Origin of the sequence: Aeromicrobium sp. (genome assembly GCF_037719875.1) — a bacterium.
In the GTDB taxonomy this organism is placed as follows: Bacteria; Actinomycetota; Actinomycetes; order Propionibacteriales; family Nocardioidaceae; genus Aeromicrobium.
Map to the genome: position 1 here is coordinate 118,773 of NZ_JBBJMJ010000001.1, position 23,111 is coordinate 141,883.

At 66.7% G+C, this 23,111-nt stretch carries 22 protein-coding genes; 7 read left to right on the forward strand and 15 right to left on the reverse strand.

The features are described 5' to 3' along the window. Nucleotides 1-28: 28 nt before the first annotated feature. Both WKF39_RS00720 and WKF39_RS00725 read left to right on the forward strand, forming a co-directional pair. Nucleotides 29-226, forward strand: a complete 198-nt coding sequence (locus WKF39_RS00720) for a hypothetical protein (RefSeq protein ID WP_340384933.1) — start codon at nucleotides 29-31, stop codon at nucleotides 224-226. Further along, nucleotides 223-495, forward strand: coding sequence for a hypothetical protein (locus tag WKF39_RS00725; protein ID WP_340384935.1), 273 nt, complete (start codon nucleotides 223-225; stop codon nucleotides 493-495). Before WKF39_RS00720 ends, WKF39_RS00725 begins: the two co-directional genes overlap by 4 nt. 18 nt (nucleotides 496-513) lie before the next feature. Here the strand turns inward: WKF39_RS00725 and panB are convergent, their stop codons facing one another. The 3 genes from panB to WKF39_RS00740 all read right to left on the reverse strand — a co-directional run bounded on the left by panB (nucleotide 514) and on the right by WKF39_RS00740 (nucleotide 5,211). After that, nucleotides 514-1,383 carry a 3-methyl-2-oxobutanoate hydroxymethyltransferase gene (gene panB / locus WKF39_RS00730; protein WP_340384937.1) on the reverse strand — a complete coding sequence of 290 codons (870 nt, stop codon included), beginning with the start codon at nucleotides 1,381-1,383 and terminating at the stop codon, nucleotides 514-516. 720 nt (nucleotides 1,384-2,103) lie between these two features. After that, nucleotides 2,104-3,360, reverse strand: a complete 1,257-nt coding sequence (locus tag WKF39_RS00735; RefSeq protein WP_340384938.1) for a DUF222 domain-containing protein — start codon at nucleotides 3,358-3,360, stop codon at nucleotides 2,104-2,106. A 99-nt stretch (nucleotides 3,361-3,459) separates the two neighbouring features. Continuing rightward, entirely contained in the window at nucleotides 3,460-5,211 is a 1,752-nt protein-coding gene (locus tag WKF39_RS00740) for an NAD+ synthase (protein WP_340384939.1), read from the reverse strand. Between the two features lie 68 nt (nucleotides 5,212-5,279). Here WKF39_RS00740 and WKF39_RS00745 point away from each other — a divergent pair, with 68 nt between their 5' ends. Next, the gene (locus tag WKF39_RS00745; protein WP_340384941.1) at nucleotides 5,280-6,617 is read left to right on the forward strand and encodes a glutamine synthetase family protein; all 1,338 of its coding nucleotides are present in this window, start codon (nucleotides 5,280-5,282) and stop codon (nucleotides 6,615-6,617) included. On the opposite strand, the gene WKF39_RS00750 is transcribed toward WKF39_RS00745, so the two are convergent. Beyond that, nucleotides 6,601-7,905 carry an RNA polymerase sigma factor gene (locus WKF39_RS00750; protein WP_340384943.1) on the reverse strand — a complete coding sequence of 435 codons (1,305 nt, stop codon included), beginning with the start codon at nucleotides 7,903-7,905 and terminating at the stop codon, nucleotides 6,601-6,603. The genes WKF39_RS00745 and WKF39_RS00750 overlap by 17 nt on opposite strands. 16 nt (nucleotides 7,906-7,921) lie before the next feature. Further along, complete coding sequence (locus tag WKF39_RS00755) at nucleotides 7,922-8,350, reverse strand: YciI family protein (protein WP_340384945.1); 429 nt, start codon at nucleotides 8,348-8,350, stop codon at nucleotides 7,922-7,924. 121 nt (nucleotides 8,351-8,471) lie between these two features. Between WKF39_RS00755 and WKF39_RS00760 the strand changes: the two genes are divergently transcribed. Continuing rightward, nucleotides 8,472-11,393 carry a bifunctional [glutamine synthetase] adenylyltransferase/[glutamine synthetase]-adenylyl-L-tyrosine phosphorylase gene (locus WKF39_RS00760; protein WP_340384947.1) on the forward strand — a complete coding sequence of 974 codons (2,922 nt, stop codon included), beginning with the start codon at nucleotides 8,472-8,474 and terminating at the stop codon, nucleotides 11,391-11,393. 29 nt (nucleotides 11,394-11,422) lie between these two features. On the opposite strand, the gene WKF39_RS00765 is transcribed toward WKF39_RS00760, so the two are convergent. The 7 genes from WKF39_RS00765 to WKF39_RS00795 all read right to left on the reverse strand — a co-directional run bounded on the left by WKF39_RS00765 (nucleotide 11,423) and on the right by WKF39_RS00795 (nucleotide 17,740). Continuing rightward, on the reverse strand, nucleotides 11,423-11,707 hold the full coding sequence (locus tag WKF39_RS00765) for a WhiB family transcriptional regulator (RefSeq protein WP_340384949.1): 285 nt from the start codon (nucleotides 11,705-11,707) through the stop codon (nucleotides 11,423-11,425). A 3-nt stretch (nucleotides 11,708-11,710) separates the two neighbouring features. After that, nucleotides 11,711-12,940 carry a cyclopropane-fatty-acyl-phospholipid synthase family protein gene (locus tag WKF39_RS00770; protein WP_340384950.1) on the reverse strand — a complete coding sequence of 410 codons (1,230 nt, stop codon included), beginning with the start codon at nucleotides 12,938-12,940 and terminating at the stop codon, nucleotides 11,711-11,713. Next, complete coding sequence (locus WKF39_RS00775; RefSeq protein ID WP_340384951.1) at nucleotides 12,937-13,668, reverse strand: DUF1365 domain-containing protein; 732 nt, start codon at nucleotides 13,666-13,668, stop codon at nucleotides 12,937-12,939. The genes WKF39_RS00770 and WKF39_RS00775 overlap by 4 nt, the downstream gene beginning before the upstream one ends. A 32-nt stretch (nucleotides 13,669-13,700) precedes the next feature. Then, complete coding sequence (locus WKF39_RS00780) at nucleotides 13,701-14,984, reverse strand: FAD-dependent oxidoreductase (RefSeq protein ID WP_340384953.1); 1,284 nt, start codon at nucleotides 14,982-14,984, stop codon at nucleotides 13,701-13,703. Between the two features lie 98 nt (nucleotides 14,985-15,082). Next, a complete protein-coding gene (locus WKF39_RS00785; RefSeq protein WP_340384955.1) occupies nucleotides 15,083-15,298 on the reverse strand; it encodes a hypothetical protein in 216 nt (71 codons plus the stop codon). Between the two features lie 25 nt (nucleotides 15,299-15,323). Then, nucleotides 15,324-16,616 (reverse strand): acyl-CoA desaturase, encoded by a 1,293-nt coding sequence (locus WKF39_RS00790; protein WP_340384957.1) that lies wholly within the window; start codon nucleotides 16,614-16,616, stop codon nucleotides 15,324-15,326. Between the two features lie 35 nt (nucleotides 16,617-16,651). Beyond that, entirely contained in the window at nucleotides 16,652-17,740 is a 1,089-nt protein-coding gene (locus tag WKF39_RS00795; RefSeq protein ID WP_340384959.1) for a ferredoxin reductase, read from the reverse strand. A 141-nt stretch (nucleotides 17,741-17,881) separates the two neighbouring features. Here WKF39_RS00795 and WKF39_RS00800 point away from each other — a divergent pair, with 141 nt between their 5' ends. Beyond that, nucleotides 17,882-18,514 carry a TetR family transcriptional regulator gene (locus tag WKF39_RS00800; protein WP_340384961.1) on the forward strand — a complete coding sequence of 211 codons (633 nt, stop codon included), beginning with the start codon at nucleotides 17,882-17,884 and terminating at the stop codon, nucleotides 18,512-18,514. 31 nt (nucleotides 18,515-18,545) lie between these two features. Here WKF39_RS00800 and WKF39_RS00805 read toward each other — a convergent pair whose 3' ends face one another. Then, nucleotides 18,546-18,965, reverse strand: coding sequence for an SRPBCC family protein (locus WKF39_RS00805; protein WP_340384963.1), 420 nt, complete (start codon nucleotides 18,963-18,965; stop codon nucleotides 18,546-18,548). 104 nt (nucleotides 18,966-19,069) lie between these two features. Then, nucleotides 19,070-19,801 carry a TetR/AcrR family transcriptional regulator gene (locus WKF39_RS00810; RefSeq protein ID WP_340384965.1) on the reverse strand — a complete coding sequence of 244 codons (732 nt, stop codon included), beginning with the start codon at nucleotides 19,799-19,801 and terminating at the stop codon, nucleotides 19,070-19,072. A gap of 125 nt (nucleotides 19,802-19,926) precedes the next feature. Here WKF39_RS00810 and WKF39_RS00815 point away from each other — a divergent pair, with 125 nt between their 5' ends. Further along, a complete protein-coding gene (locus tag WKF39_RS00815; RefSeq protein WP_340384967.1) occupies nucleotides 19,927-20,847 on the forward strand; it encodes an NAD-dependent epimerase/dehydratase family protein in 921 nt (306 codons plus the stop codon). Nucleotide 20,848: 1 nt separating this feature from the next. Here WKF39_RS00815 and WKF39_RS00820 read toward each other — a convergent pair whose 3' ends face one another. Beyond that, a complete protein-coding gene (locus WKF39_RS00820) occupies nucleotides 20,849-21,493 on the reverse strand; it encodes a GNAT family N-acetyltransferase (protein ID WP_340384969.1) in 645 nt (214 codons plus the stop codon). Nucleotides 21,494-21,666: 173 nt separating this feature from the next. On the opposite strand from WKF39_RS00820, the gene WKF39_RS00825 reads away from it, so the two are divergent. Then, entirely contained in the window at nucleotides 21,667-23,046 is a 1,380-nt protein-coding gene (locus tag WKF39_RS00825; protein WP_340384971.1) for an alkaline phosphatase PhoX, read from the forward strand. The last annotated feature ends 65 nt before the right edge of the window (nucleotides 23,047-23,111 follow it).

Below are 23,111 nucleotides of genomic sequence, written 5' to 3' on the forward strand. Positions count from 1 at the left end.
CCGACACGCGGTGGGGCAGTATGAGGTCATGAGCGAAGGAAAGTTCTACTACTGCACCAAGCACGAGACGGTCGAGGGCGAGCAGGGTTGCCGTGCGGCGGATCGGCTCGGCCCCTACGACTCCGCGGCGGAGGCCTCGCGGGCGCTTGAGATCGCTGCGGAGCGTACGAAGGACTGGGACAACGACTCGAACTGGAACGACGACAAGACCGAACCCAAGGAATGACCCGCAGGCGGATCAAGCTCGATCGATCCGGCCCGTGGATCGCGGTGGTCGGGCTTGTGATGATGCTGTGGTGCACGGTGTCCACCGTGTTGTTCGCGCCATGGTGGGGCGTGGCGATCGCATTCGCACTGTTGATCCCGCAGGTGTGGCTCGTTGCGACGTGGGCGCGGACGCGCCCCCGCCTGACGATTGCCGTGCCACTGGTCGGGCTGCTGCTGTGGATCGGGCTCGCCTGGCTCGGCGCGAACCTGTGGGGCTGGCGTCCCTGACCCCTGGTCCCGCTGAGCTCAGCTCTCGAAGCTGTGCTCCGCGGCGGGGAAAGCTCCGTCCTTGACGTCCGCGACGTATGCCTGCGTGGCCGCGAGCATGATTCCGTGCAGGTCGGCATACCTCTTGACGAACCGGGCCGTCTTGCCGGAGTTGAGGCCCAGCATGTCCTGCCACACCAGCACCTGGGCGTCGCAGTCGAGTCCGGCGCCGATGCCCACGGTCGGGATGCGCAGTGCCTTGGTGACCTCGGCCGCGACGGGTGAGGGGACCATCTCCATGACGATCGCGAATGCGCCTGCTGCCTCGAGTGCCTTCGCCTCCTCGACCATGCGAGCGGCACCGTCACCGCGGCCCTGGACCCGATATCCGCCCAGGTTGTGCTCGGCCTGTGGGGTGAAGCCGATGTGCGCGCACACCGGTATGCCGGCGTCGGTCAGGAGCTTGACCTGCGGCACCATCGGGAGTCCGCCCTCGAGCTTGACGGCGTGGGCGCCCGCTTCCTTCATGAAGCGGACCGCGGTGTGGAACGCCTGCTCGGGTGAGCCCTGGTAGGAGCCGAACGGCAGGTCTGCGAGGACCAGTGCGTGCTTGGCAGACCGTGACACGGCGCGCACCAGCGGGATGAGCTCGTCGACCGTCACGGGCAGCGATGTCTCGTTGCCGAACACATTGTTGGACGCCGAGTCGCCGACCAGCAGCACCTCGACCCCGGCTTCGTCGAACGTCGCAGCGGTGTACTGGTCGTACGCCGTCAGCATCGTCCACTTCTCGCCCTGCTCCTTGAGCTGCTGCAGGTGATGAGTGCGGACGCGCTTGCGGGCTGTCGGCGCTGCGGTCGCAGGTCCGGTGCCGTAGGGCGCGGTCTCTTCTGGGGTGGCGTCAGCCATGGGTCGATCTCCTTGTCGTCTCGCAGCTCCTTGCGAAGTCCACGGATGTCTCCAGCGTGCCAGATCCGGGCCAAAGTGCGGCGGAGTGTGAAGGAAGTCTCACGGGTTCTGCGATCGCCGGACTGATGGGCGGTGGGTTAGCGTCCAGGGCCGCGAGGCGGATGGGACGCTGCCGCACCGCTCGTTGGCTGGGCTGGCGCCCCTTGTGGGCCAATCGACTCGCGGCCGCCGCGCCGCGGACCTAGCTGTGCGCACTCGCGCCGAGAGTTGTTCCCGATGGTCTACCGAGGGAGGCGCAGTTTCGTCCTGCGCCTTCGCTGCTCGCTGACCGCCCACATGGCCAAACCGGCCAATATCGTCGCGACCAGCAGCCAGCAGCCAGCAGCCAGCAGACGGTCAGTCCCACTGGATTCTCGTCGACCGCTTCACCAAAGAGCGACAGAAGAGCGTTCGCGACGAACGCTATGGTGACGGTCCGCTCGGCGTTGGTCGAGAGTTCGCTGCTGGAGTAGCCGGATGCAGCTCCGCGCTTGGTCCAGCGGGCCAGCGCGTACCAGCTTGCAAACACCGCGACCACGCAGAGAAGCGCGAGTTCGATGCCCCAAGGCCTGCCGGAGAGGTCCACTCGGCAAATTCAACGAGTGGGCGAGAAGGTGGGCAATCCGGCCTGTATGAACCCCTGCGGTGACGGGCAGCCGTGTGGGCCGCCGGACCGGTGGGTCAGGCGGCTGGGCGGTAGTGGGTTCGTCGTCGGCGGCGTAGTGGTCTACCGGTGCTGTTGGTGAAGGTGAATCCGTCCACGGCGTTGCCGGTGATGTGGAGCCGCCCGCGGTGAAGCAAATGGTGGCATCGGGTGCAGAGTCCGACCAGGAGGTCGAGGTCGGTCGGTCCGCCATTGGACCACCAGATCGAATGGTGAATCTCCAGGTGAGTGTGGTTGCAGCCTGGGGTGGCGCACACACCGGTCTGGCGGGCGATGACAGCACGCCTCTGGGTGAGGTTGGGCTGGTATTTGGTGGTGCCGGCGTTGAGGATCTGCGCCTGGCGGTTGCGGTCGCCGTCTTTCATGAGGAATGCGGTGAAATCACTGACGCATTGCAAATACATCAGCAGGTTGGGGCCGATGGCACCGTGGCCGGCCAGTGTGGCGGGTTCGACCGGTGGCATGGGGTCGGGGCCCAGGAAGGACCGCTCGGCGCCGGCCTTGACGTGGGTGGCGGCGGCTTGCAATGTGTCGGCGTCCACGAACACCGACAGGTGGGGTCGGACACCTTTGTCCGAGGGCAACCCGTTGGCCAGCACGGAGGACAGCAGGTCGTCGAGGCCTTGGACCCGGCGCTCCGAGCCTGGTCGGGTGTCTTCCTTGTCGACCGGTGCTGCCACCGAGTCGAGGACCTTCTTGAGCTTCGCGCCGGTGATGGTGTTGAGGAACCCGGCCACGTGCCAGCCGTCGGGGACGGCGTTGACGCAGAAGTCTTGCTTGTCCATCCCGCGTTCCCAGGCGTCGTCGAGGTCTTCGGGATGGACCTTGTCCTTCAAGTGTTTGACCGCTTCGAACAACTCGCTCGGTTCGCATTCGCGGGCGACGTCGACGAACACGTCCTGGAACTGGCGCATCGGCTCCAGGCCGACGTGGGCCAGGCCGTAGACGAAGACCCGGACGTGGGCGGCGCTGATCTGACCGGTCATCGCGGCCTCACCCACCAACGGCAGGTCCCGAAGAGCCGAAACGTTGCGGACCAGGGCGGTGGCTTGCCCGGCGTTGAGCCGCAGCTGGTTACGGACCCACATGTTCAACGTCGACGCACCGTCGAGCTCGAAGTCCTTGGACACCTCCAGCTCAGCCAGCAGCGACGCCTTCGCAGCATCCAACGCGTCCTGCGCGGTCTGAACCGCCCTGATCTTGTCCCGCACATCACCAGACCGCAACGTCCGTGCGGCGGTGCGCATCGCCTCGATCGTTGGGTCCGGATTCATACCCTCATCATAGTCGAACAGGCGTTCGAACACAAGCGGAATTCACTGAAACGACAGAGAAAACTAGGTGTCCGACCCGCCTGTCAAGATGGGAGGGGACTACAGCTTTTCCCGCCAGCGGTGGGTGATCGGCACCCTCCGATCGCGACCGAAGTTGCGGCGGGAGACCTTGGGCCCCGGTGGATACTGCCGACGCTTGTATTCAGCGCGGTCGACCAAGGTGATGACCCGCTCGACGAGCGCCGGGTCGAAGCCCTCAGCGATGACGTCGGCCGAGCCGAGGTCGCGCTCGACATAGGCATCGAGGACCGCGTCGAGCAGGTCGTAGGGCGGCAATGAGTCCGAGTCGAGTTGTCCTGGGCGCAGCTCAGCTGACGGCTGCTTGGTGATGGTGCCCTCGGGGATGGGCGGGGTCTCGCCGCGGTCGGTCGCAGCTTGGTTGCGCCAGCGCGCGAGCTCCCAGACGAGGGTCTTGGGCACGTCCTTGATCGGCGCGTAGGCGCCGACGGCGTCGCCATAGATCGTGGAGTAGCCAGTGGCGAGCTCTGACTTGTTGCCACACGCGAGCACCAGGTGCCCGTGCTGGTTGGACAGACCCATCCAGATCACCGCGCGGATCCTGGCCTGCAGGTTCTCCTCCGCCAGACCGTCGAGGTGCAGCGCCTCCTGGTATGCGTCAAAGATCGGCGCGATCGCGATCGTGTCCAGCGACAGACCCGTACGTCGAGCCTGCTCGGCGGCGTCGGACCGTGAGTGTTCGCTTGACCAGGCGCTGGGGTTGGAGACGCCGAAGACGTTGTCAGGTCCGAGGGCATCGACGGCGATCGCGGCGACGAGCGTCGAGTCGATGCCGCCCGACATGCCGAACAAGACCGATGCGAAGCCATTCTTGTGGACGTAGTCGCGCAACCCCGTGACGAGCGCGGTCCAGATCTCCTCGTGGCGAGATATCCGCTCGTGAGAGGCGGTCGGACTTGGCTCGTAAGCCGCAAACACCTCGGAGCTGATGATCGTGCGCTTGATGTTCAACCCACCGAAGAGCTCGTCGGCGTCTGGCATCGCGGGCGTCGCGGCGGGCAGGTCGAGATCGACGACCAACAGCTCGGGCTCGAACTGACCCGACCGACCGAGGACCGCGCCGTCCGCGTCGACCACGATCGAGTCACCGTCGAAGACCAGCTCGTCCTGGCCGCCGACCAGGTTGACGTAGGCCAGGACGCACTCACCCTCGCGAGCCCGACGCGCGCAGAGCTCGAGGCGTACGTCGTCCTTGTCCGCCTCGTAGGGCGAGCCGTTGGGCACGACGAGCAGCGCGGCGTCGGCGGCCTTGGCGGCGGCCGAGGGCCCATCGCGCCAGAGGTCTTCGCAGATCGCCAGCGCGACGTCGATGCCACCGATCTGGAGGATGTTGATCGTGTCGCCGGGGACGAAGTTGCGGATCTCGTCGCCAACGCCGTAGTTCCAGAGGTGATGCTTTGCCTGTCGCGCCACGATCCGACCACCGTGCATGACGCCGACGGAGTTGGTGGGTGCGTTCTTGGGTATGCCCAGCCGCTCGGTGACGCCGTCCGCCTGGTCGAGGAAGCCGACCATGACCACGAGATCACCGCAACCCTCGTCCTGCAGGCGTACGGCGAGGTTCGAGGCTGCGGCCTGTGACGCCTTGATGAGCGACGCCCGCATGGCCAGGTCCTCGATCGGATAGCCGGTCAGCATCATCTCCGGGAAGACCGCGAGGTGAGCCCCTTGCGCGACGGCGTCCTTGCAGTGCTCGACGACCAGGTCGGCGTTGCCGGCGAGGTCACCGACCGTGGCATTGACCTGGGCAAGGGCGAGTCGCAGCTGGGGCACGCATTCAGCCTAGTGGGAACCGCGATCGCGTTACCTCGTCGTAACAATCCGCATGGGAGACTGGCGGCATGGGAAAACAGGAAGATTTCGTGCTGCGCGCTCTCGAGGAGCGTGATGTCCGGTTCGTACGTCTGTGGTTCACCGATGTGCTGGGTTCCCTGAAGTCCGTCGCGATCGCCCCGGCCGAGCTCGAGGGCGCATTCGCCGAGGGCATCGGCTTCGACGGCTCGGCAATCGAGGGCTTCGCCCGGGTCCATGAGTCCGACATGCTCGCGATGCCCGACCCCTCGACATTCCAGATCCTTCCGTGGCGCGGAGAGACTCCGGCGACGGCCCGGATGTTCTGCGACATCCTGATGCCGGACGGCACGCCCTCGTACGCCGATCCGCGGCACGTGCTCAAGCGCACGCTGCAGAAGGCCGCAGAAGCGGGCTTCACGTTCTACACGCACCCCGAGATCGAGTTCTACCTGTTCAAGGGCAAGCCGGGCCTCGGCGAGCAGCCCGTGCCGGTCGATGACAGCGGATATTTCGACCACACCGCACAGGGCGGCGGCCAGGACTTCCGCCGCGAGGTCATCACGATGCTCGAGAACATGGGCATCTCGGTCGAGTTCAGCCATCACGAGAACGGACCCGGCCAGCAGGAGATCGACCTCCGCTATGCCGATGCGTTGTCGACGGCGGACAACATCATGACGTTCCGCACCGTGGTCCGCGAGGTCGCGCTCGGGCAGGACAAGTGGGCCTCGTTCATGCCCAAGCCGTTCACGGAGCACCCCGGTTCCGGCATGCATACGCATGTCTCGCTCTTCGAGGGTGATGAGAACGCGTTCTACGAGGCCGGCGCCGAATACCAGCTCTCGCAGACCGGCCGTGCGTTCATCGCCGGCGTGCTGGAGCACACTCCCGAGATCACGGCGGTCACCAACCAGTGGGTCAACTCCTACAAGCGTCTCGCGGGCGGGGGAGAGGCGCCCAACTATGTCTGCTGGGGCCACAACAACCGCTCGGCGTTGATCAGGGTGCCGATGTACAAGCCGCACAAGGGTGGTTCGGCCCGCGTCGAGCATCGTGGCATCGATTCGGGAAGCAACCCCTACCTGGTGTTCGCGTTGGTCCTGGCCGCAGGCCTCAAGGGCATCGAGGGCAAGTACGACTTGCCGGCCGAGGCCGAGGACAACGTGTGGGGCCTGAGCGAGAACGAGCGCAAGGCGATGGGTATCGCGCCGTTGCCGCGCAACCTCGACGAGGCGATCCGCACGATGGAGAGCAGCGAGCTCGTCGCCGAGACGCTCGGCGAGCACGTCTTCGACTTCTTCCTGCGCAACAAGAGGGCCGAGTGGCAGGCCTACCGGTCCCAGGTCACCCAGTTCGAGCTCGACCGCCTCATGCCGATGGTCTGACGCCAGCCTTCTCGACCAGTACGGCCCTTTCGCGCTCGTTGTGTGTCAGCTCGGCGGCGGCGAGAAACTCGATGCGCGCCTCGTCGTGCCGTTCGAGCCTCGACAGGAGCTCACCGCGGACGCTGGGCAGCAGCGAGTAACCGTCGAGTGCGCGTTTGGCGATCAGCTCGTCGACGAGCTGCAGCCCGGCCGCGGGGCCATCGGCCATCGCCACTGCGACCGCCCGGTTGAGATCGACGACCGGCGATGGTGCGAGCGATCCCAGGGCGTCGTACAGCGCGACGATCTGGGCCCAGTCGGTCTCGGCGGTCGAGGCGGCGACGGCATGGCATTCAGCGATGCCGGCCTGCAGCGCGTATGCCCCTCGGCCGCGTCCCGCAGCGTCGGCGCGGGCCAGTGCTTCGCAGCCACGTCGGATCTGGTGGTGGTCCCATCGGCTGCGATCCTGGTCGGCGAGCAGAATGGGCTCGCCGTTCGCATCGACGCGGGCGGCGAAGCGCGAGGCCTGCAGCTCCAGCAGGGCCAGCAGGGCGAGCACCTCCGGTTCCTCCGGGACGAGGGCGCTCAGGATGCGCGTCAGCCGGATCGCCTCGTTTGCGAGGTCTGGGCGCGTCCAGGCGGTGCCGGACGTGGCGGCGTAGCCCTCGTTGAAGATCAGGTAGGCGACGCTGAGCACCGAGCCGAGCCGCGAATCGAACTCCTTGCGGGGCGGTACCTCGAACGGGATCTCGGCGGCGGCGATGGTCTTCTTGGCACGGACGACCCGTTGCTGCACGGTGGCGACCGGGATCATGAACGCCCGAGCGATCTCCTCACTCGTCAGACCACCCACCACGCGCAGAGTCAGCGCGATCTGCGACTCGCGGGGGAGGATCGGGTGGCACGCCGTGAAGACCAGGCGCAGGACATCGTCGTCGATCGTCTCGGGGTCCCACGGCAGCTCGTCGGACCCCGTGTCGAGGCGCTGCTGCTCGGCGAGGTGGTGGGCCATGTCGGCGTGGCGGTCGTCGAGGCGATTGTTGCGACGGTGCATGTCGATGGCCTTGCGCTTGGCGACTGTCGTCAACCATGCACCGGGGTTGGGCGGCACTCCGTCGCGTGGCCACTGCGCCAGCGCGAGGAGCAACGCCTCCTGGGCGAGGTCCTCGGCAAGGCCGAAGTCGCCGACCACCCGGGTCAAGGTGGCGACGATGCGGGCCGACTCGATGCGCCACACCGCCTCCACGCGCCGACGGGCGGATGCCACAGCGTCTTGCGCTGTCACATCCGCGCCGTCTGGGGTCGCCATGTCGTCGTTGCGAAGGTCAGCCGGCGACGGGCTTGTCCGAGCCAAGCTGCTCGCGCCACTCGTATTCCTTCTGGACGTACTCGTTGGACTGGTCGAACTCCTCGGTCTCGGTGACCCGACGCACCTCGAGGCGTGTCCCGGGGCCGAGGGGGCAGCGCTTGGCCCACTCGGCGGCTTCTTCCTTGGTTGACGTCTGGATCATCCAGAACCCGTTGAAGAGCTCTTTGGCCTCGGCGTACGGGCCGTCGGTGACGACCGGGGGCGTCGAGTCGAAGTCGACGACGAAGCCCTCCTCCGCCGGAGCGAGGCCCTCACCGGCGAGCAGGACACCGGCCTTGATGAGCGACTCGTTGTAGGCGCCCATGGCGTTGATGATCTCGGTGAAGTCGAAGCCCTCGGGGATCTCGAGCTCGACGGGCGTGCGCATGATGAACATGTACTTCATGGTGGTGACTCCTTGTCCGGGGCCGATGATCGACCCTCTCATCTACGCTTCGAACGGGCGACGACAGGATCGACACATGTTGCAAACTTTCTTCGAGTTTGTTGTCGAGTAGCCTGCACGGGTGGCAACTGACGCGCGCGAGCTGGCCCGAGCACTCGTACGCAAGGGGTTCCGCAACGGCGAGGGCGCTGTGGCCGATCTGGCGAGGCTGGGCGACGTTTCGGACGCACTGGTCGACCAGATCGCTTCTGTCGCCAGCCCGGACACCGCCCTGGCGTCACTCACGGCGATCGCCGATCGCTTCGGTGCGCGCAAGCTGCTCGACCTGCTGCGCGACGACGCCGAGCTCCGTCAACGGCTGCTCGTGGTCCTCGGCACCAGCGAGGCTCTCGGCGACTTCCTCGTACGCCATCCCGAGCACCTGGTGGACCTGAGCTCGGCCGAGCTGTCGCCCACCCCGATCCCACTCGACGCGCGCCGGCGACAGATGGAGGAGGCGACGACGCCCGACGAGCTGCGGGTCGCCTACTACGGCAAGCTCCTGCACATCGCGGCCCGAGACCTGACGGCACTGACGTCATTCGAGGAGTCGTCCGCCGAGCTGTCGGACCTGGCCGTCGCAACCCTCGGTGCGGCGCTTGAGATTGCGCAGGCAGCCGAGGATGACGCCGCCACGTGCCGATTCACGATCATGGCGATGGGCAAGACCGGCGGACGCGAGCTCAACTATCTCAGCGACGTCGACGTCATCTTCGTCCAGGAGCCGTGCGAGGGCTCGGATGAGACCACCGCCATCGCGGCCGCGACCCGGCTTGCCGCAGCGGTCATGAAGATCTGCGGTGAGCACACCGGTGAGGGCACGATCTGGGAGGTCGACGCCAACCTGCGCCCCGAGGGTCGTGCCGGACCGCTCGTGCGGTCGCTCTCGAGCCACGTCGCCTACTACGAGCGGTGGGCCACGACGTGGGAGTTCCAGGCGTTGCTCAAGGCGCGCTTTGCTGCTGGCGACGAGGAGCTGGCGCAGGGCTATCTCGATGCGCTCTCCCCGATGATCTGGGTCGCGAGCACGCGGGACAACTTCGTCACGGACGTACGCGCGATGCGTCGCCGCGTCATCGAGCACATCCCTGCGAACCACCGGGACCGCCAGCTCAAGCTCGGCGCTGGCGGCCTGCGCGATGTCGAATTCGCAGTGCAGCTGCTGCAGCTCGTGCACGGCCGTGCCGACGTGTCGTTGCGCAGCCCGACGACGATCGAGGCGCTGAAGGCCCTGATCGAGGGTGGCTATGTCGGTCGCCGCGATGGCGCCGCGATGGAAGAGGCATACGAGTTCCTGCGGACCCTCGAGCACCGCATCCAGCTCTACAAGCTGCGGCGCAGCCACATCGTGCCCGAGGACGCGGAGGACCTGCGCCGGATCGGCCGGAGCATGGGATTTCGGCACAGCCCGGCCGAGAACCTCACCAAGGAGTGGCAGGCACATCGGCGGATCGTGCGGCGCCTGCACGAGAAGCTCTTCTACCAACCCCTGCTCGAGGCCGTCGCCTCGTTGCCGAGCGATGGATTGCGCCTCACGCCGCTCGCCGCCGAGCAGCGGCTCACGGCGCTCGGCTTCGCGGACCCCCGGGGCGCGCTGGCCCACATCCAGGCTCTGACCGCGGGGCTGTCGCGACGTGCGTCGATCCAGAAATCGTTGCTGCCCGCGATGCTCGCCTGGTTTGCCGAGTCGCCCGACCCCGACGCGGGGCTGCTCGCGTTTCGCAAGATCTCAGAGGGTCTCGGCGAGACGCACTGGTATCTGCGCAAGCTCCGCGACGAGGGTGCCGGCGCCGAGCAACTCGCGCACGTGCTGTCGTCCAGCCGCTATGTCACCGACCTCATCTTGCGCGCGCCTGACTCGGTCGCCCTGCTCGGCGACGACGCTGAGCTGCAGCCACTCGAGCGTGAGCGCCTCCGCACCGAGGTCGACCTGGCCGCCAACCGCCACCGCGACCCGCAGGACGCGATCCGTGCCGTACGCCGGGTGCGGCGCCGGGAGCTCTCCCGCATCGGCATAGCGGACGTGCTCGGCCGGCTCGACATCCTCGAGGTGGGCGAGGCGCTGACCGACGTCTCGACGGCCACGCTCGCCGGAGCGCTCAAGGCGGCGACCGCGGCGGTCGAGGCGGATCGCGGTGCGATGCCGACCCGTATGTCGATCGTGCTGATGGGCCGGCTCGGTGGGGGAGAGGCCGGCTACGGCTCGGACGCTGACGTGATGTTCGTGCACGAACCGATCGCGGGCGCGGACGAGACCGAGGCCGCCGGAGCGGCGATGGCCGTGGCGCAGGGCCTGCGCAAGATGCTGTCGGCACCCGGCGACGATCCGGCGCTCGAGGTCGACGCCGAGCTGCGTCCCGAGGGCCGCAACGGACCCCTCGTGCGTACGTTCGCGGCCTATCAGGCGTACTACGAGAAGTGGTCCGCGGTGTGGGAGGCCCAGGCACTGCTGCGCGCGAGCGCGACGGTGGGCGATCCGGGTCTCAACGAGCGGTTCACCGCACTGATCGATCCGTTGCGGTGGCCCGAGGGCGGGGCGACTCCCGCCGAGGTCCGCGAGATCCGGCGCATCAAGGCTCGGGTCGACTCCGAGCGCCTGCCGCGTGGCGCCAACCCCAACACGCACCTCAAGCTCGGTCGCGGAGGTCTCGCCGACGTCGAGTGGACCGTGCAGCTGCTCCAGATGCAGCACGCGCACGCTGTGCCCGAGATGCGTACGACCCGGACCCTCGACGCCCTGCACGCCGCCGCCAAGGCCGAGCTCCTCAGCCACGACGACGCGCAGGCGCTCGAGTCGGCCTGGCGCCTGGTCAGCCGGATCCGCAACGCGGTCGTCCTGATGCGCGGCAAACCGGCTGAGTCGATGGTCGAGCAGGCGGGCGAGCGCGCCGGGGTCGCCCATCTGCTGGGCTATGGCATGGATCAGAGCGAGCGCATGGTCGATGAATATCTGCGCACGACCCGGCAGGCCCGCAAGGTCGTGGAGCGGATCTTCTACGAGTGAGTTGTTCGCTGGGTCTGTGGCGAGCCGGCTCAGGCCGACTTGTCGTGGTGCAGCACGATCTCGCGCTCGTTGATGTTGAGCCCGCCCCACACGCCGTAGGGTTCACGCACGGCGAGAGCATGGTCGAGGCATTGCTGGAGGACTGGGCACACCGCGCACAGGGCCTTGGCGGCGGCCTCGCGGGCGCGACGGCGGGGTCCCCGCTCGGCGTCAGGTGAGAAGAAGGTCTCGGGGTCGACGCCCTGGCACGCGGCGTCGTACTGCCACTCGTAGACCTCCTGCAGAGGCATGGGGAGCCGAGAGATGCTGGCCATGAGTCAGCCCTCCGCCGGTCGCGACATCGTGATCTGGAAGACGTCGAGATAACCGGTGACGAACCCTGCCTCGCAGTAGGCGAGGTAGAACTCCCACATGCGTCGGAACGTCTCGTCAAAGCCCTGGTCGTTGATCGCGGCCCAGTTGGCGTTGAAGGCATCGCGCCAATGGCGCAGCGTCCGGGCGTAGTCCTGACCCAGTGAACGGCGGTTCGTCACCGTCAGTGAGGTGTGCTCGTCGAGAGTCTGGTCGATCGCGTCGAGGGACGGGATGAGGCCGCCCGGGAAGATGTACTTCTGGATCCAGCCGTAGGAGTTACGGGTCGCGAGATAGCGGTGGTGCCCCATCGTGATGGCCTGGATCGCGACCCGGCCCCCGGGGGCGAGCAGCTTGTCGATCGTCGAGAAGTAGGTCCCCCAGTACTCCTCGCCGACGGCCTCGATCATCTCGATGCTGACGATGGCGTCGTACTGGCCGGTGACCTCGCGGTAGTCGACGAGCTGGAGGTCGACGTCGACGCCAGCCTCGGCAAAGCGTTGCTCGGCGAGCGCGGCCTGCTCGGTCGAGATCGTGATGGTGGTGACTTTCGCTCCACGCTGGGCCGCACGGATCGCCAGCGCGCCCCAGCCGCTGCCGATCTCGAGAACCCGCGTGCCCGCGGTGACCCGGGCATCGTCGAGGATCGCGTCGATCTTGCGCAGCTGTGCGGCTTCGAGCTCCTGCTCCGGGCCTTCGAACGACGCGGCCGAATAGCTCATCGTCGGGTCGAGGAACTCGGCGAACAGGTCGTTGGACAGGTCGTAGTGTGCCTCGATGTTCTTGCGCGACCCGTTGACCGAGTTGCGCTGGTGGTGCGGCAGCTTCTTGTCGACGAAGACGCGGAACTTCTGCAGCGGCACCGGGACGATCGTCGCCATGCGCTCGGCGAACGGAGTCAGCAGCTCGGCAAGGTCGGTGCCCTCACCCGCGGTCCAGTCGCCGGCCATGTATGCCTCGCCGAAGCCGATCTTGGTCTCGGAGCCGAGCCGGGCGAAGAACGCCCGGGGTCGCACGATCCGCATCTCGGGAGAGTCCGGCGAACCGGCGCCCCACGTGTTGCCGTCTGCGAACGTCAGGCGCACGGGCACTCGGTTGACGGTCGGCTTGAGGATCGCCTTGGCGGCATGCGCCTTCAAGGGGGTGCGGGGGGCGTGCGCGATGCCGGGCCAGCGTGCGGTGGCGATCTGCGTCATTGGGTGCCTTCCTGACGAACATGTGCCGGTCGCTGGACGACTGGCAACCTACGAATCCAGAGCCATACACCTTGTATTCGGATCAGAAGGCTCGTGCGATGGGTCATGAGTGGCATCTTGACGAGAAGTTTTGCGAGCCGACCGGCTGTAGCTGCCCGTGGAGTACCCCGGAACGTCGCGCTGAACACCGCCTCGCCGCCCTGGCGCAAGATGATCGTCGACGACACCTTCTCGGGCGTCAGGGTGAACTGCAGGTCGTAGGTGCCATCGACGGTGAAGAACGGCGACACGTAGAACGCCTTGTCGACCTCGCTTCGACCCTGCTCGTCGGTCTGCAGAAGATAGGCGTGCCGCTCCCCGTATGTGTTGTGCACCTCGGCGACGATGCAGGTCAGCGACTCGTCGGGCGCGATCGCCCAGAACACGCTGAGCGGGTCGAAGGTGTGACCCAGGATCCTGGCATTGGCGAGCATCAGCACGCGATGACCGCTGATGTCGACGCCCTGCGCCTTGCAGAAGCGCTCGATGTTGGCGTGGATCGTGTCATGCGGATCGCCGATGTGGTCGGCGGCGCTGAAGGTCGAGAACGGACGCAGAGCCCGTGGCATCCGGGGCAGGTCGTCGACGTCGACGAGCCACTGGTAGACGCGATTGGTGAACCGGTGGCGCAGGGGGGTGCGGCGGGTGTGCCCGACCGTGCCCTCGACGAGGGCCGGGAGGGCGGGCACCTCGGTGAGTCTCGGCCTCGCCTGCGGCGCGGTCACCATGGCGAGCCGAGAGCCGCTGCCGCGTCGACGCCGGAGCGGCAGCCATCCTCGTGGAATCCCCAGCCGTGATAGGCCCCGGCGAACACCGTCTGCGCGGTGAACAGGCCCTTCAGCTCGCCCTGCGCCGCGACCGATGCAGGGGTGTAGATCGGGTGGGTGTAGTCCATGCGGGCGACGACCTTGGCCGGATCGATCCGATCGCTCGCATTGAGCGTCACGAGGAAGGGCTCAGTGCTCTGGATGCCCTGGAGCTTGTTCATCCAGTAGGTCACCGCCGTCCGGTCGCTGCGTTGGGCGCAGTCGTCCATCCGATAGTTCCACGCCGACTGCGCGGCCGGAGCCTTCGGGAGCTGGGACGGGTCGCGGTGGAGCAGTGTCTCGTTGTGCGAGTAGGTGAACGCACCGAGGACCCGGCGCTCGTCGTCGCTGGGATCACTCAGCAGAGTCAGCGCATCATCTGCGTGCGTCGCGATGACGACGGCGTCGGCGCGGTGCAGCTCGCCCGCCGCGTCGATCAGCTCGACCCCGTCGGGCTTGCGGGTGATCGTCCTGATCGGGCTGGACGCGCGTACGTCACCGACCGCCGCCGTGACTTTGTCGATGTAGGTGCCTGATCCGCCGGCGACGGTGAACCACTGCGGAGACCCCTTGATCGACAGGAAGCCGTGGTGGTTGAGGAACTCGAAGAGGTAGCGCGCCGGATAGGCCAGCGCCTCCTCGTGGCCGGACGACCAGACGCACGACACCACGGGGATCGCGTAGTGGGAGATGAAGTAGTCCGAGAATCCGTGGATTCGTAGGAAGTCGCCGTAGGTGAGGGGCTCGGCTCCGGGCTCGTCCGGGGCAGAGTCCAGCAGGGCATGTGCGAGCCTGCCGAACTTCTTGACGCCGAGAAGCATCAGGAGATAGCGGGGATCGGCCACCCGGCGACGCTGCGCGAAGACGCCCTGACCGCCCCGGCCGCCGGCATACTCCAGGCCGCATCCGTCGCAGTGGATGCTCATGCTCATCTCGGTCGGGAAGACCTCGACGTCGAGCTCATTGAACAGGCGACGCAACAGAGGATAGGTGCGGTCGTTGTGGACGATGAATCCGCTGTCGACGCGATGCGTCGTGTCACGGTCCTCCACGGTGTGCGTGTGGGCGTGGCCACCGATCCGGTCATCGGCCTCGAAGACCGTGACGTCCCAGTCCTTGCGGAGGACGTATGCGGCTGTGAGCCCCGAGACACCTGACCCGATGACCGCGACACGCCTCTTTTGATCACCAGTGCTCATGCCGCAACCTTCGCTACAAACCCACAACGCAAAGGCAGCGGCATGAACCCTGCTGGATGGTTCACTCGCTGGCGCTCGCTCATGTCTCTAATTCGTTGCTATTCGGCCGCGGGATTGGTGTCCTCAGCGTCCTCATCAGCGCGTCTGCTGGCCTCGGTGATCTCGAAGATCTCGGTGCCGAAGGCCCCGACCTCGGTCGTGATCTTGCGTGCCGACTCGAACAGGATCGCCACGACGTGGCCCGCGCTGGCGATCGCCGCCTCGGCTGACTGCTGAAGGACATCCTTGGTGATCTCGCGTCGGCTCAGTGCCATCGGTGTCCCTCTCGGTCGCAGTCGCCTAGGACGTCAATTGTGGCGCACGCGCTTCTTCGGCGCGACGCGCCGCCTCTTCGCGCTTGGCGCGACGCAGGGCCTTGGACTCCGGGCTGTTGCCGATCTTGTAGGGATCGGAAGGCTTGGCGCCGTACTTGCCGAGCTGACGGGCCACGCTGAGCATCTGCTTGGACAGTCGACCGGTGTTGTACTGCAGGCCGTATTGCTCGACGAGACGGTGCACGTCGACCGCGACCTCGGGGTAGCGGCGAGCCGGGATGTCAGGGAACAGGTGGTGCTCGATCTGGTAGCTCAGGTTGCCGGTCAGCACGTGGAACGGCTTGCTGCCCGAGATGTTCGCCGAACCGAGCAGCTGGCGGAGATACCACTGGCCACGCGACTCGTTCTGGGCGTCCTCCTCGGCGAAGGTCTGGACCTCCGCTGGGAAGTGGCCGCAGAAGATGATGCAGAACGTCCAGATGTTGCGGATGATGTTGGCCGCGACGTTGGCGCCGAGGATCGCCAGAGGTGCCCACCAGCCGACGAACGGCACGAGAGCGAGTCCGAGCACGGGCCACGCGATGTAGTCCTTGAAGACCTGCTTGCGGATCTTCTTCATGGCGCGCTTCTTGCGGGCCTGGAAGTCGGCCTTGGTGATCTTGCCCTGGAGGTACTGATCGAGCTCGACCCCGTGATACATCACGCCCCACTCGAAGACCATCATCAGGACGAACGCGAGTGGCAGGTTGAAGCGGTGGGTGGCATACCAGGGCTGGTCGCCGTCGATGCGCAGCAGGTTGTAACCGATGTCGCGGTCCATGCCGTGGATGTTGGTGTAGGTGTGGTGGATGTAGTTGTGCCCGTGCTTCCAGTCCTGTGCCGGCGCGACGTTGTCCCACTCGTAGCGCTTGCCGTCGACCATCGGGTCGTTCATCCAGTCGTACTGCCCGTGCATGACGTTGTGGCCGATCTCCATGTTGTCGAGGATCTTGGCCAGGCCGAGGAAGGCGATGCCGAGCACGAACGCGGGCCAGTAGAACGGCATGAAGATGCCGACGCGGCCCAGGACCTCACTGGCCTTCTGCACCTTGATGACGCGACGGATGTAGTCAGCGTCCTTCTGGCCCAGGTCGTCCAGGACACGCTGGCGCACGACATCGAGCTCACGGCCGAACTCGTCCAGCTGCTCGTATGTCATGTATTCCAACCCGATCGTTGCGGGTTTGGTGGAGTCCTTGTTGATCAGCGTCAGCGGCGCGGCGTTGTGCTGGCTGGCGCTGCGAGGCTTGATCGGGGCGTTCTTGGTCTTTCTGGCCATGATGTGTGTCTCCCTCTGCTTGAAGTGCAGGATGCTTAGAGTGCGATGCTGACGTCGCCGACCGGGACGCTGACGCAGATCTTGATGGTCTCGTCGGTGTTGGCGGTGATCTCGCCGGTCACGACGTGGCGGACGGCGCCGCTGTTCTTCTTGATGGCGCAGGTGTTGCAGACGCCCATCCGACAACCGAAGTCGGGCTTGAGTCCTGCGGCCTCGGCCTGCTCGAGCACCGTGGCCCCGCTGTTGTCGGTGTCGATCCTGGCGTCGTCGAACGACAGGGTGCCGGTGGCATCGGCGGCGTCGAGATCGACCGACGGGACCTTGAAGTACTCCATGCGGAGCTGGTCGCTCGCGCCGAGCTCGTCGTAGGTGTCACGAACCGAGGCGATCAGCCCGGCCGGTCCGCAGACGTAGGTGAGTGTGTCGGCCGGGTCCAAGCCGAGGTGCTTGAGGTGATCGATGGAGAACCGGCCCTGGAGGTCACCGGGTCCGGGCTGGCGGGTGTAGATGCGAGTGACGGTGAGCTGCGGCAAGGACGCGGCGAGCTCGTCGAGGTCGGCGCTGAACATCTCATCGCCGACCGAGCGGGCGTAGTGCAGAAAGGTGACCTTGCCGCGGTGCCCGGAGTCGCGCAGGGTGCGGACCATCGACATGACCGGAGTGATCCCGGATCCGCCGCTGATCAGCAGGAGGTTGTCGGGGACCTCACGCGGCAGGACGAACTCGCCCTCGGCCTGCGACAGGTGGACGATCGTCCTCGGCTGGAGCTCGCGGTGCAGGAACTGTGAGACATAGCCGTCGGGGTGGGCCTTGACCGAGACGCTGAACGTGCCGTCCTTGGCAGCGCGCGAGCTCGAGACGGAGAACACCCGGACGCGACGCTTGCCGTTGACCTCGACACCAAACTGCACGTGCTGGCCGGGCGTGAAGCCCTTCCAGGTGCCGTTGGGGCGCAGGACGACGGTGCTGGCATCGCCGGTCTCCTGCACCACCTTGACGACGCGGGCGCGGACATTCTCGGCGGCCAGCATGGGGTCGATCTGGTCGAGGTAGTGGTCGATCGTGTGCGGGGAGGTCAGTGAGGCGACCGGACGAGACGCGAGCGCCTTGCGGATGATGCCCATGCCGAACCTCCTCCAAACGAGTGAACATGCGTACACTTAAATTGTGCATCACGTGCGGCTGCCCCGCAACAGGCGGAGGCAGTGACCTCGACCACGATGGTTACACGTGTACACCGAAAGGCGGGTGGATAGGCTGTGAAGATGTCCGAGCCTGCGCAGTCCGCCTCGCGCCAGGAGCAGAAGGAGCGCACCCGGCAGATCATTCTCGCCGCGGCGCTTGAGCTCAGCCAGAAACAGGGGTTCGCGCAGGTCAGCCTCCGGCAGGTCTCACGCACTGCCGGAATCGTCCCGACCGCCTTCTACCGCCATTTCGAGTCGATGGACAAGCTGGGTCTTGTCCTGGTGGAGCAGTCGTTCTCGACGCTCCGTCGGATGATCCGCGACGCACAGCGCGACCCGCAGGTCTACGACAACATGATCGACGCGACGGCCAATGTGCTGGTCGAGACCGTCAAGCAGAGCAAGGCGCAGTTCGGGTTCGTCTCCCGCGAACGCCTGGGCGGCCCCGATGTCGTGCGCACGGCGATCCGGCACGAGCTGGACCTGTTCGTCGGCGAGCTCGCCGTCGTCCTCGGACGGCTGCCAAACATCGAGAACTGGTCATCCGAAGATGTGCAGATGGTGTCGCGGCTGTTCGTCCGCAACATGGTCTCCAACGCTGAGGAGGTCGTGGAGATGCCGGACGGGCGTCCTGATCTCGAGGAGCAGATCAAGGAAGGCGCGCGCCGCCAGATGCGCCTCATCGTGATCGGTTTCCGCGAGTGGCGGAGCTAGGTGTAGCTGAGGTCCAGGTGCCAGCGGTGGATCAGCCAGCAGGCTGGATCTGGACCTGCGTCTGGCCGTAGGCATCCTGCGCCGTGGTGGCGAGCTTGTCCAGAGCGGCGGAGAACACGTCATCGCCGATCGAGTCCTCGAGCTGTTGCAGGAGCTCGGGCTCGGCGGTGAAGTCGGCGTGCCACGTGACGTAGGAGCACGAGTGCCCGGCGTCCTCGACGAGGATCGTGGCGCGGTGGTTCGCGATCGGGAAGGGCGGGTCCGGCATGGTGTAGGACAGCGTCATGACGTGGTCGTCGCGTTCCACGACGGTCACGACGAGCTCGGGCGACGCCACGGGGCCGTCGGCATAGATGCGGAGCTTGGGGTGCCATTCGGCGAAGTCGCCGGCCAGGGGCCACACGTGGTGGGCGGGGGCGGCGACAAACGTACGACGGGTGATCCGGGGCATTGACTTCCTTCGGCACGGCTGGGGACGAGTTCCCCACATTCTCGCGTGTGGAAGTCGATCCGAGGGCATCTCGACCGTGAGGGATTGCTCACGCACTCCGGTGGTCAGGCGAGGCCGAGGTCGCCGGCCAGTCGCAGGGCGACCTGGTCGAAGTACGTCTCGAAGTCGCTGACCGAGCCCTTGAGGTGGCCGAACAGCTCGAACGACACAGTCCCGAAGAGGGTCGACCAGGCCATCAAGGTACGCATGACGATCTCGGGGACGCTCTGCTCGCTGACGACACCTCGCTCCCGTACGAAGGCGATGGCGTCGGCCACCATCTGGTCGGGGGCAGCGCTCCTCGAGGGCGGGGTGGCGACCGCGCCGGCAGATCCGGCCTCGTACGCCCCGACGATGATCTCCACGAGGCGGACGATGACACGGGTCGCCGGTCCGACGGTGTCCCGGGGCGCGGCATATCCGGGCACGGGAGAGCCATAGAGCAGCGCGTAGTCGTGCGGGTGCGACACGGCCCAGTCGCGGGTCGCGCGACAGGTCGCGGTCCAACGGCCGATGAAGTCCGCGCGGTCAGGGACCCCTTCGTCGGCTGCTTCCACGGCGGCTCCCAGCTCGTCGTAGGCCGCAATGAGCAACGCGGTCAGGAGCTCGTCGCGGCTTGGAAAGTAGCGGTAGACCGCGGATGACACCATGCCGACATCGCGGGCCACTGCGCGCAATGAGAGCTCGCCCGGGCCGGCTTCGCGCAGACGGGCTCGGGCCGCCGAGAGGATCTCCGCGGTGATCTCGTCGCGGGCCCTCTCGCGGGCGGTTCGTGTGGTGCTCCGGGCGGTCGTCATGGAGCCACTCTGACCTACAACGAGAGCAGTTGCAACAAATGAGAGCAGTGCTCTTGCCAAGCGCGCTCGAGGCTGCCATGCTCAAACCGAGAGCGGTGCTCTCCACCACGCGAAAGGCATTCAACATGACTGATCGTCATCTCGTCGTCGGAGCCGGACCGGTCGGCCGTCACGTCGCCGAGCTGCTCGCTGCGCGCGGCTCCGAGGTCGTCGTCGCCACCAGGTCCGGCACGGAGACCGGCATCGAGGGCGTGACGCATCTTCGCCTCGATGCCTCGGACGCGGACGCCCTGAGCGCCGCCGCAGAGGGGGCCTCGGTCCTCTACAACTGTGCCAACCCGGCCGACTACACGACGTGGGCGACCTTCTGGCCGCCGCTTGCCGCAGCCTTCGTCACGGCCGCGGAGCATTCGGGCGCTGTCTACGCGATCACGGGCAACCTCTACCCATACGGACCCGTCGAGGGCCCGATGCACGAGGGGTTGCCAGATGCCGCGACGGACCGCAAGGGTGTGCTGCGCGGTGGGATGTGGGCCGACGCGAAGGCGCTTCACGACGCCGGCCGGATCCGGACGGTCGAGGTGCGTGGGTCGGACTACATGGGCAGGGGAGTCGGCGCCAACGGACACGTCACTCGCCAGATGCCCGGCGCGCTGAAGGGCAAGCGAGCCTGGGTCGTGGGACGCAAGGATCAACCGCACACCTACACCGATGTGCTCGACACCGCGCGCCTGCTGATCGCAGCGGCCGGGGACGACTCCGCGCACGGCCGGGTCTGGCATGTGCCGAGCAACCCTCCGCGTACGCAGGAGCAGGCGATCACCGAGGTCCTGGCCAGCGTCGGCAGGCCGGCGGTCGGAGTCTCCGCGATCCCGGCCCCGATCTTCGCCGTGACGTCACGGTTCGTGCCGCTCGTCCGCGAGCTGCGGGAGCTGTCCTATCAGTGGACCGCGCCGTACGTGCTGGACGACAGCGCTGCTCGTGCACACTTCGGCATCGAGCCGACGCCATGGGACGAGGTGTGCCGCCGAAGCGCGGAGGAGTGAGTCACGTGCCCATGAGGGACAGCATCTCCAGCGCCGGCTCCCAGCCGAGCGACTCGTAGAGGCCTCGACCGTCGGCCGAAGCAGCGAGCACGCCGCTGGTGGCCCCACGACCCATGGCCTGCGTGGTCAGGGCCGCCATGACATGCCGGCCCAGGCCCTGGCGCTGGAAGTCTGGGGTCGTCTCGACGTTGTCGAAGGTGGCCCAGTCGTCGAGCACTGCCACAGAACCCTCCGCGGCCAGGCGGTCACCGGACTCCACTGAGTACGTCGTGAGGTGCTCGTCGACATCCCAGCCGAAGGTGAGTCCTGCCGCGAGCGGGGGGATGGAATCGTCGCGGAACGTCGCAGACATCAGCATCTCGTCGTCGCGGTCCACGCGTACGCCCGGCGGCAGGTTGAGCGAGCGGTAGGCACGGACGTCTTTGGCGATGACCGTGAGCATCGCGCGCGGGTCACCGTCGATGTGTCGCAGGAGTGCGGCGAATGTGTCCACCCCAGGGTCGACGCACACCAGCTCGGTCTCGCGGGTGCGGGATCCGACCTGGACCACTGGCCAGCCGTCGAGCTCCAGGACCTCGATGCTCCGGGCGTGTGCCCAGGTCGCGAGCCACCGGTCGATCAGGGTGTGTTCGGTCCTATTCGGCATGTGGTCAGTCTGCCAGCGGCGCAGTCCGCTGAACGTACGCGGCCCGGGCGGCCCACATGTGGTGTTCGCCCATTGTTCGCTGCGGTGCCGCCGTCGCGAAACGGCACCGAAGCAGACTCTGCGTAGATCTATAGGCGCCGCCTCCGGCGGCGAATCCCTTCTAAGGAGTGCTCATGAAACGGCTGAACCTTGGCTTGACTGTTCTCACCGGCCTCGTCGCCGCGGGCATCGTTGCGTCGTCGGGCACCGCGGTCGCGGGCAATGTCCGATTCTCTGACTTCACCCCGCTGGCGAGCTCGTCTGGTCCGACGGCCAATGAGGCCGCACCCATCACGTTCGGAAATCCCGCATTCGACCAGCGGTCGATCGCGTCGGTCAACGAGCAGCTCGCCAAGGGCGAGCCCAACAGCGGTGTCTGGGACATGAACACCGTCAATGAGACTGGCCCCCGCAAGGGCAGTCACCTCTTCACGCCCTTCGAGAGCGGTCAGTCCGGCATACAGCGCACGAACCTCGCGTCAGGCGAGACGGAGACCATCTTCTACAGTCCCGCGCCCGGGGACTTCGTCCGCTGGGACGCCTCTTTCTGGACGCCGTGGGGCACCTTCGTCACGGCCGAAGAAGAATGGTGCGATGACCCCACTGGCTGCAAGACCAACCCCTACGGTCGGCTGTTTGAGCTCAACAACCCCTTGACCGCGAGCTCCGTCACCAAGCCGGACGGTGAGAAGGCGGATCTGAAGCACCGCAACGTCATCCCTCGGGTGTCTCACGAGGGCATCCAGTTCGACAAGAACCTGAACATGTACTTCATCGACGAGCTCAACGGGGGCAGCCTGTACAGGTACTCCTCAGCAGCGAGCCGGGGCCAGATCGAGTCGGGCCGCGCGGGCTACTTCGACGCCGGTCAGACGTCCGTGCTGCGAGTTGGCGATGGCAGCACCCCCAACGCCTCGGGCGCGTACACCTGGGTGCCGATCACCGACAAGAAGGGCAAGGCGCTGCCGGGTGCCCTCACGATCACCGATCCCAATGGCGTCACATCGGTGGACGGCCGCAACACCACGAACCGGCCGCAGTTCAAGGGCACGGACTATCAGCGCCCCGAGGACCTGCAGATCCAGACGGTCAAGGGTGTCGAGCGGCTCTACATGGCCACCACGACGACCAACGAGGTCTATGCGCTCGACCTCGGCACCCAGACGGCTTCGGTCTTTGCCAACCGCAGCACCACGGATCGCTCCACGGGCGCCGCGGTTGGCACAGGACTGTCCAGCCCCGACAACCTTGCGCTCGATCCCGACAACAACATCTACATCGTCGAGGACCGCAACGGGGGTGTCGACGACGACATCTGGTCTGCTCGCGATCTCAACCTCGACGGCGACCTGACGGACGCTGGTGAGGGCCTAGGCCGGTGGGCATCCAACGGGACGGTGGGCTCGGAGTTCACCGGTCTCTACTTCGACCCGACGAACAAGCGTCGCGCCTGGGTCAACATCCAGCACCCGGCCAGCCGGAACGATCGGGTCATCGAGATCACGACCCCTTAGTACGACTTGCCAGAACCTGAAACGCCCCGGGACTCAAGGTCCCGGGGCGTTTCGCAGTGTGTCAG

Coding starts and splice junctions, on each gene's coding strand:
- WKF39_RS00825 (WP_340384971.1), top strand. CDS start 21,667: ATGAAACGGCTGAACCTTGGCTTGACTGTTCTCACCGGCCTCGTCGCC.
- WKF39_RS00725 (WP_340384935.1), top strand. CDS start 223: ATGACCCGCAGGCGGATCAAGCTCGATCGATCCGGCCCGTGGATCGCG.
- WKF39_RS00735 (WP_340384938.1), bottom strand. CDS start 3,360: ATGAATCCGGACCCAACGATCGAGGCGATGCGCACCGCCGCACGGACG.
- WKF39_RS00780 (WP_340384953.1), bottom strand. CDS start 14,984: ATGAGCACTGGTGATCAAAAGAGGCGTGTCGCGGTCATCGGGTCAGGT.
- WKF39_RS00810 (WP_340384965.1), bottom strand. CDS start 19,801: ATGACGACCGCCCGGAGCACCACACGAACCGCCCGCGAGAGGGCCCGC.
- WKF39_RS00770 (WP_340384950.1), bottom strand. CDS start 12,940: ATGACGCAGATCGCCACCGCACGCTGGCCCGGCATCGCGCACGCCCCC.
- WKF39_RS00795 (WP_340384959.1), bottom strand. CDS start 17,740: ATGGGCATCATCCGCAAGGCGCTCGCGTCTCGTCCGGTCGCCTCACTG.
- WKF39_RS00750 (WP_340384943.1), bottom strand. CDS start 7,905: ATGGCGACCCCAGACGGCGCGGATGTGACAGCGCAAGACGCTGTGGCA.
- WKF39_RS00745 (WP_340384941.1), top strand. CDS start 5,280: ATGGGAAAACAGGAAGATTTCGTGCTGCGCGCTCTCGAGGAGCGTGAT.
- WKF39_RS00785 (WP_340384955.1), bottom strand. CDS start 15,298: ATGGCACTGAGCCGACGCGAGATCACCAAGGATGTCCTTCAGCAGTCA.
- WKF39_RS00720 (WP_340384933.1), top strand. CDS start 29: ATGAGCGAAGGAAAGTTCTACTACTGCACCAAGCACGAGACGGTCGAG.
- WKF39_RS00765 (WP_340384949.1), bottom strand. CDS start 11,707: ATGGCCAGCATCTCTCGGCTCCCCATGCCTCTGCAGGAGGTCTACGAG.
- WKF39_RS00815 (WP_340384967.1), top strand. CDS start 19,927: ATGACTGATCGTCATCTCGTCGTCGGAGCCGGACCGGTCGGCCGTCAC.
- WKF39_RS00755 (WP_340384945.1), bottom strand. CDS start 8,350: ATGAAGTACATGTTCATCATGCGCACGCCCGTCGAGCTCGAGATCCCC.
- WKF39_RS00790 (WP_340384957.1), bottom strand. CDS start 16,616: ATGGCCAGAAAGACCAAGAACGCCCCGATCAAGCCTCGCAGCGCCAGC.
- WKF39_RS00800 (WP_340384961.1), top strand. CDS start 17,882: ATGTCCGAGCCTGCGCAGTCCGCCTCGCGCCAGGAGCAGAAGGAGCGC.
- panB (WP_340384937.1), bottom strand. CDS start 1,383: ATGGCTGACGCCACCCCAGAAGAGACCGCGCCCTACGGCACCGGACCT.
- WKF39_RS00820 (WP_340384969.1), bottom strand. CDS start 21,493: ATGCCGAATAGGACCGAACACACCCTGATCGACCGGTGGCTCGCGACC.
- WKF39_RS00805 (WP_340384963.1), bottom strand. CDS start 18,965: ATGCCCCGGATCACCCGTCGTACGTTTGTCGCCGCCCCCGCCCACCAC.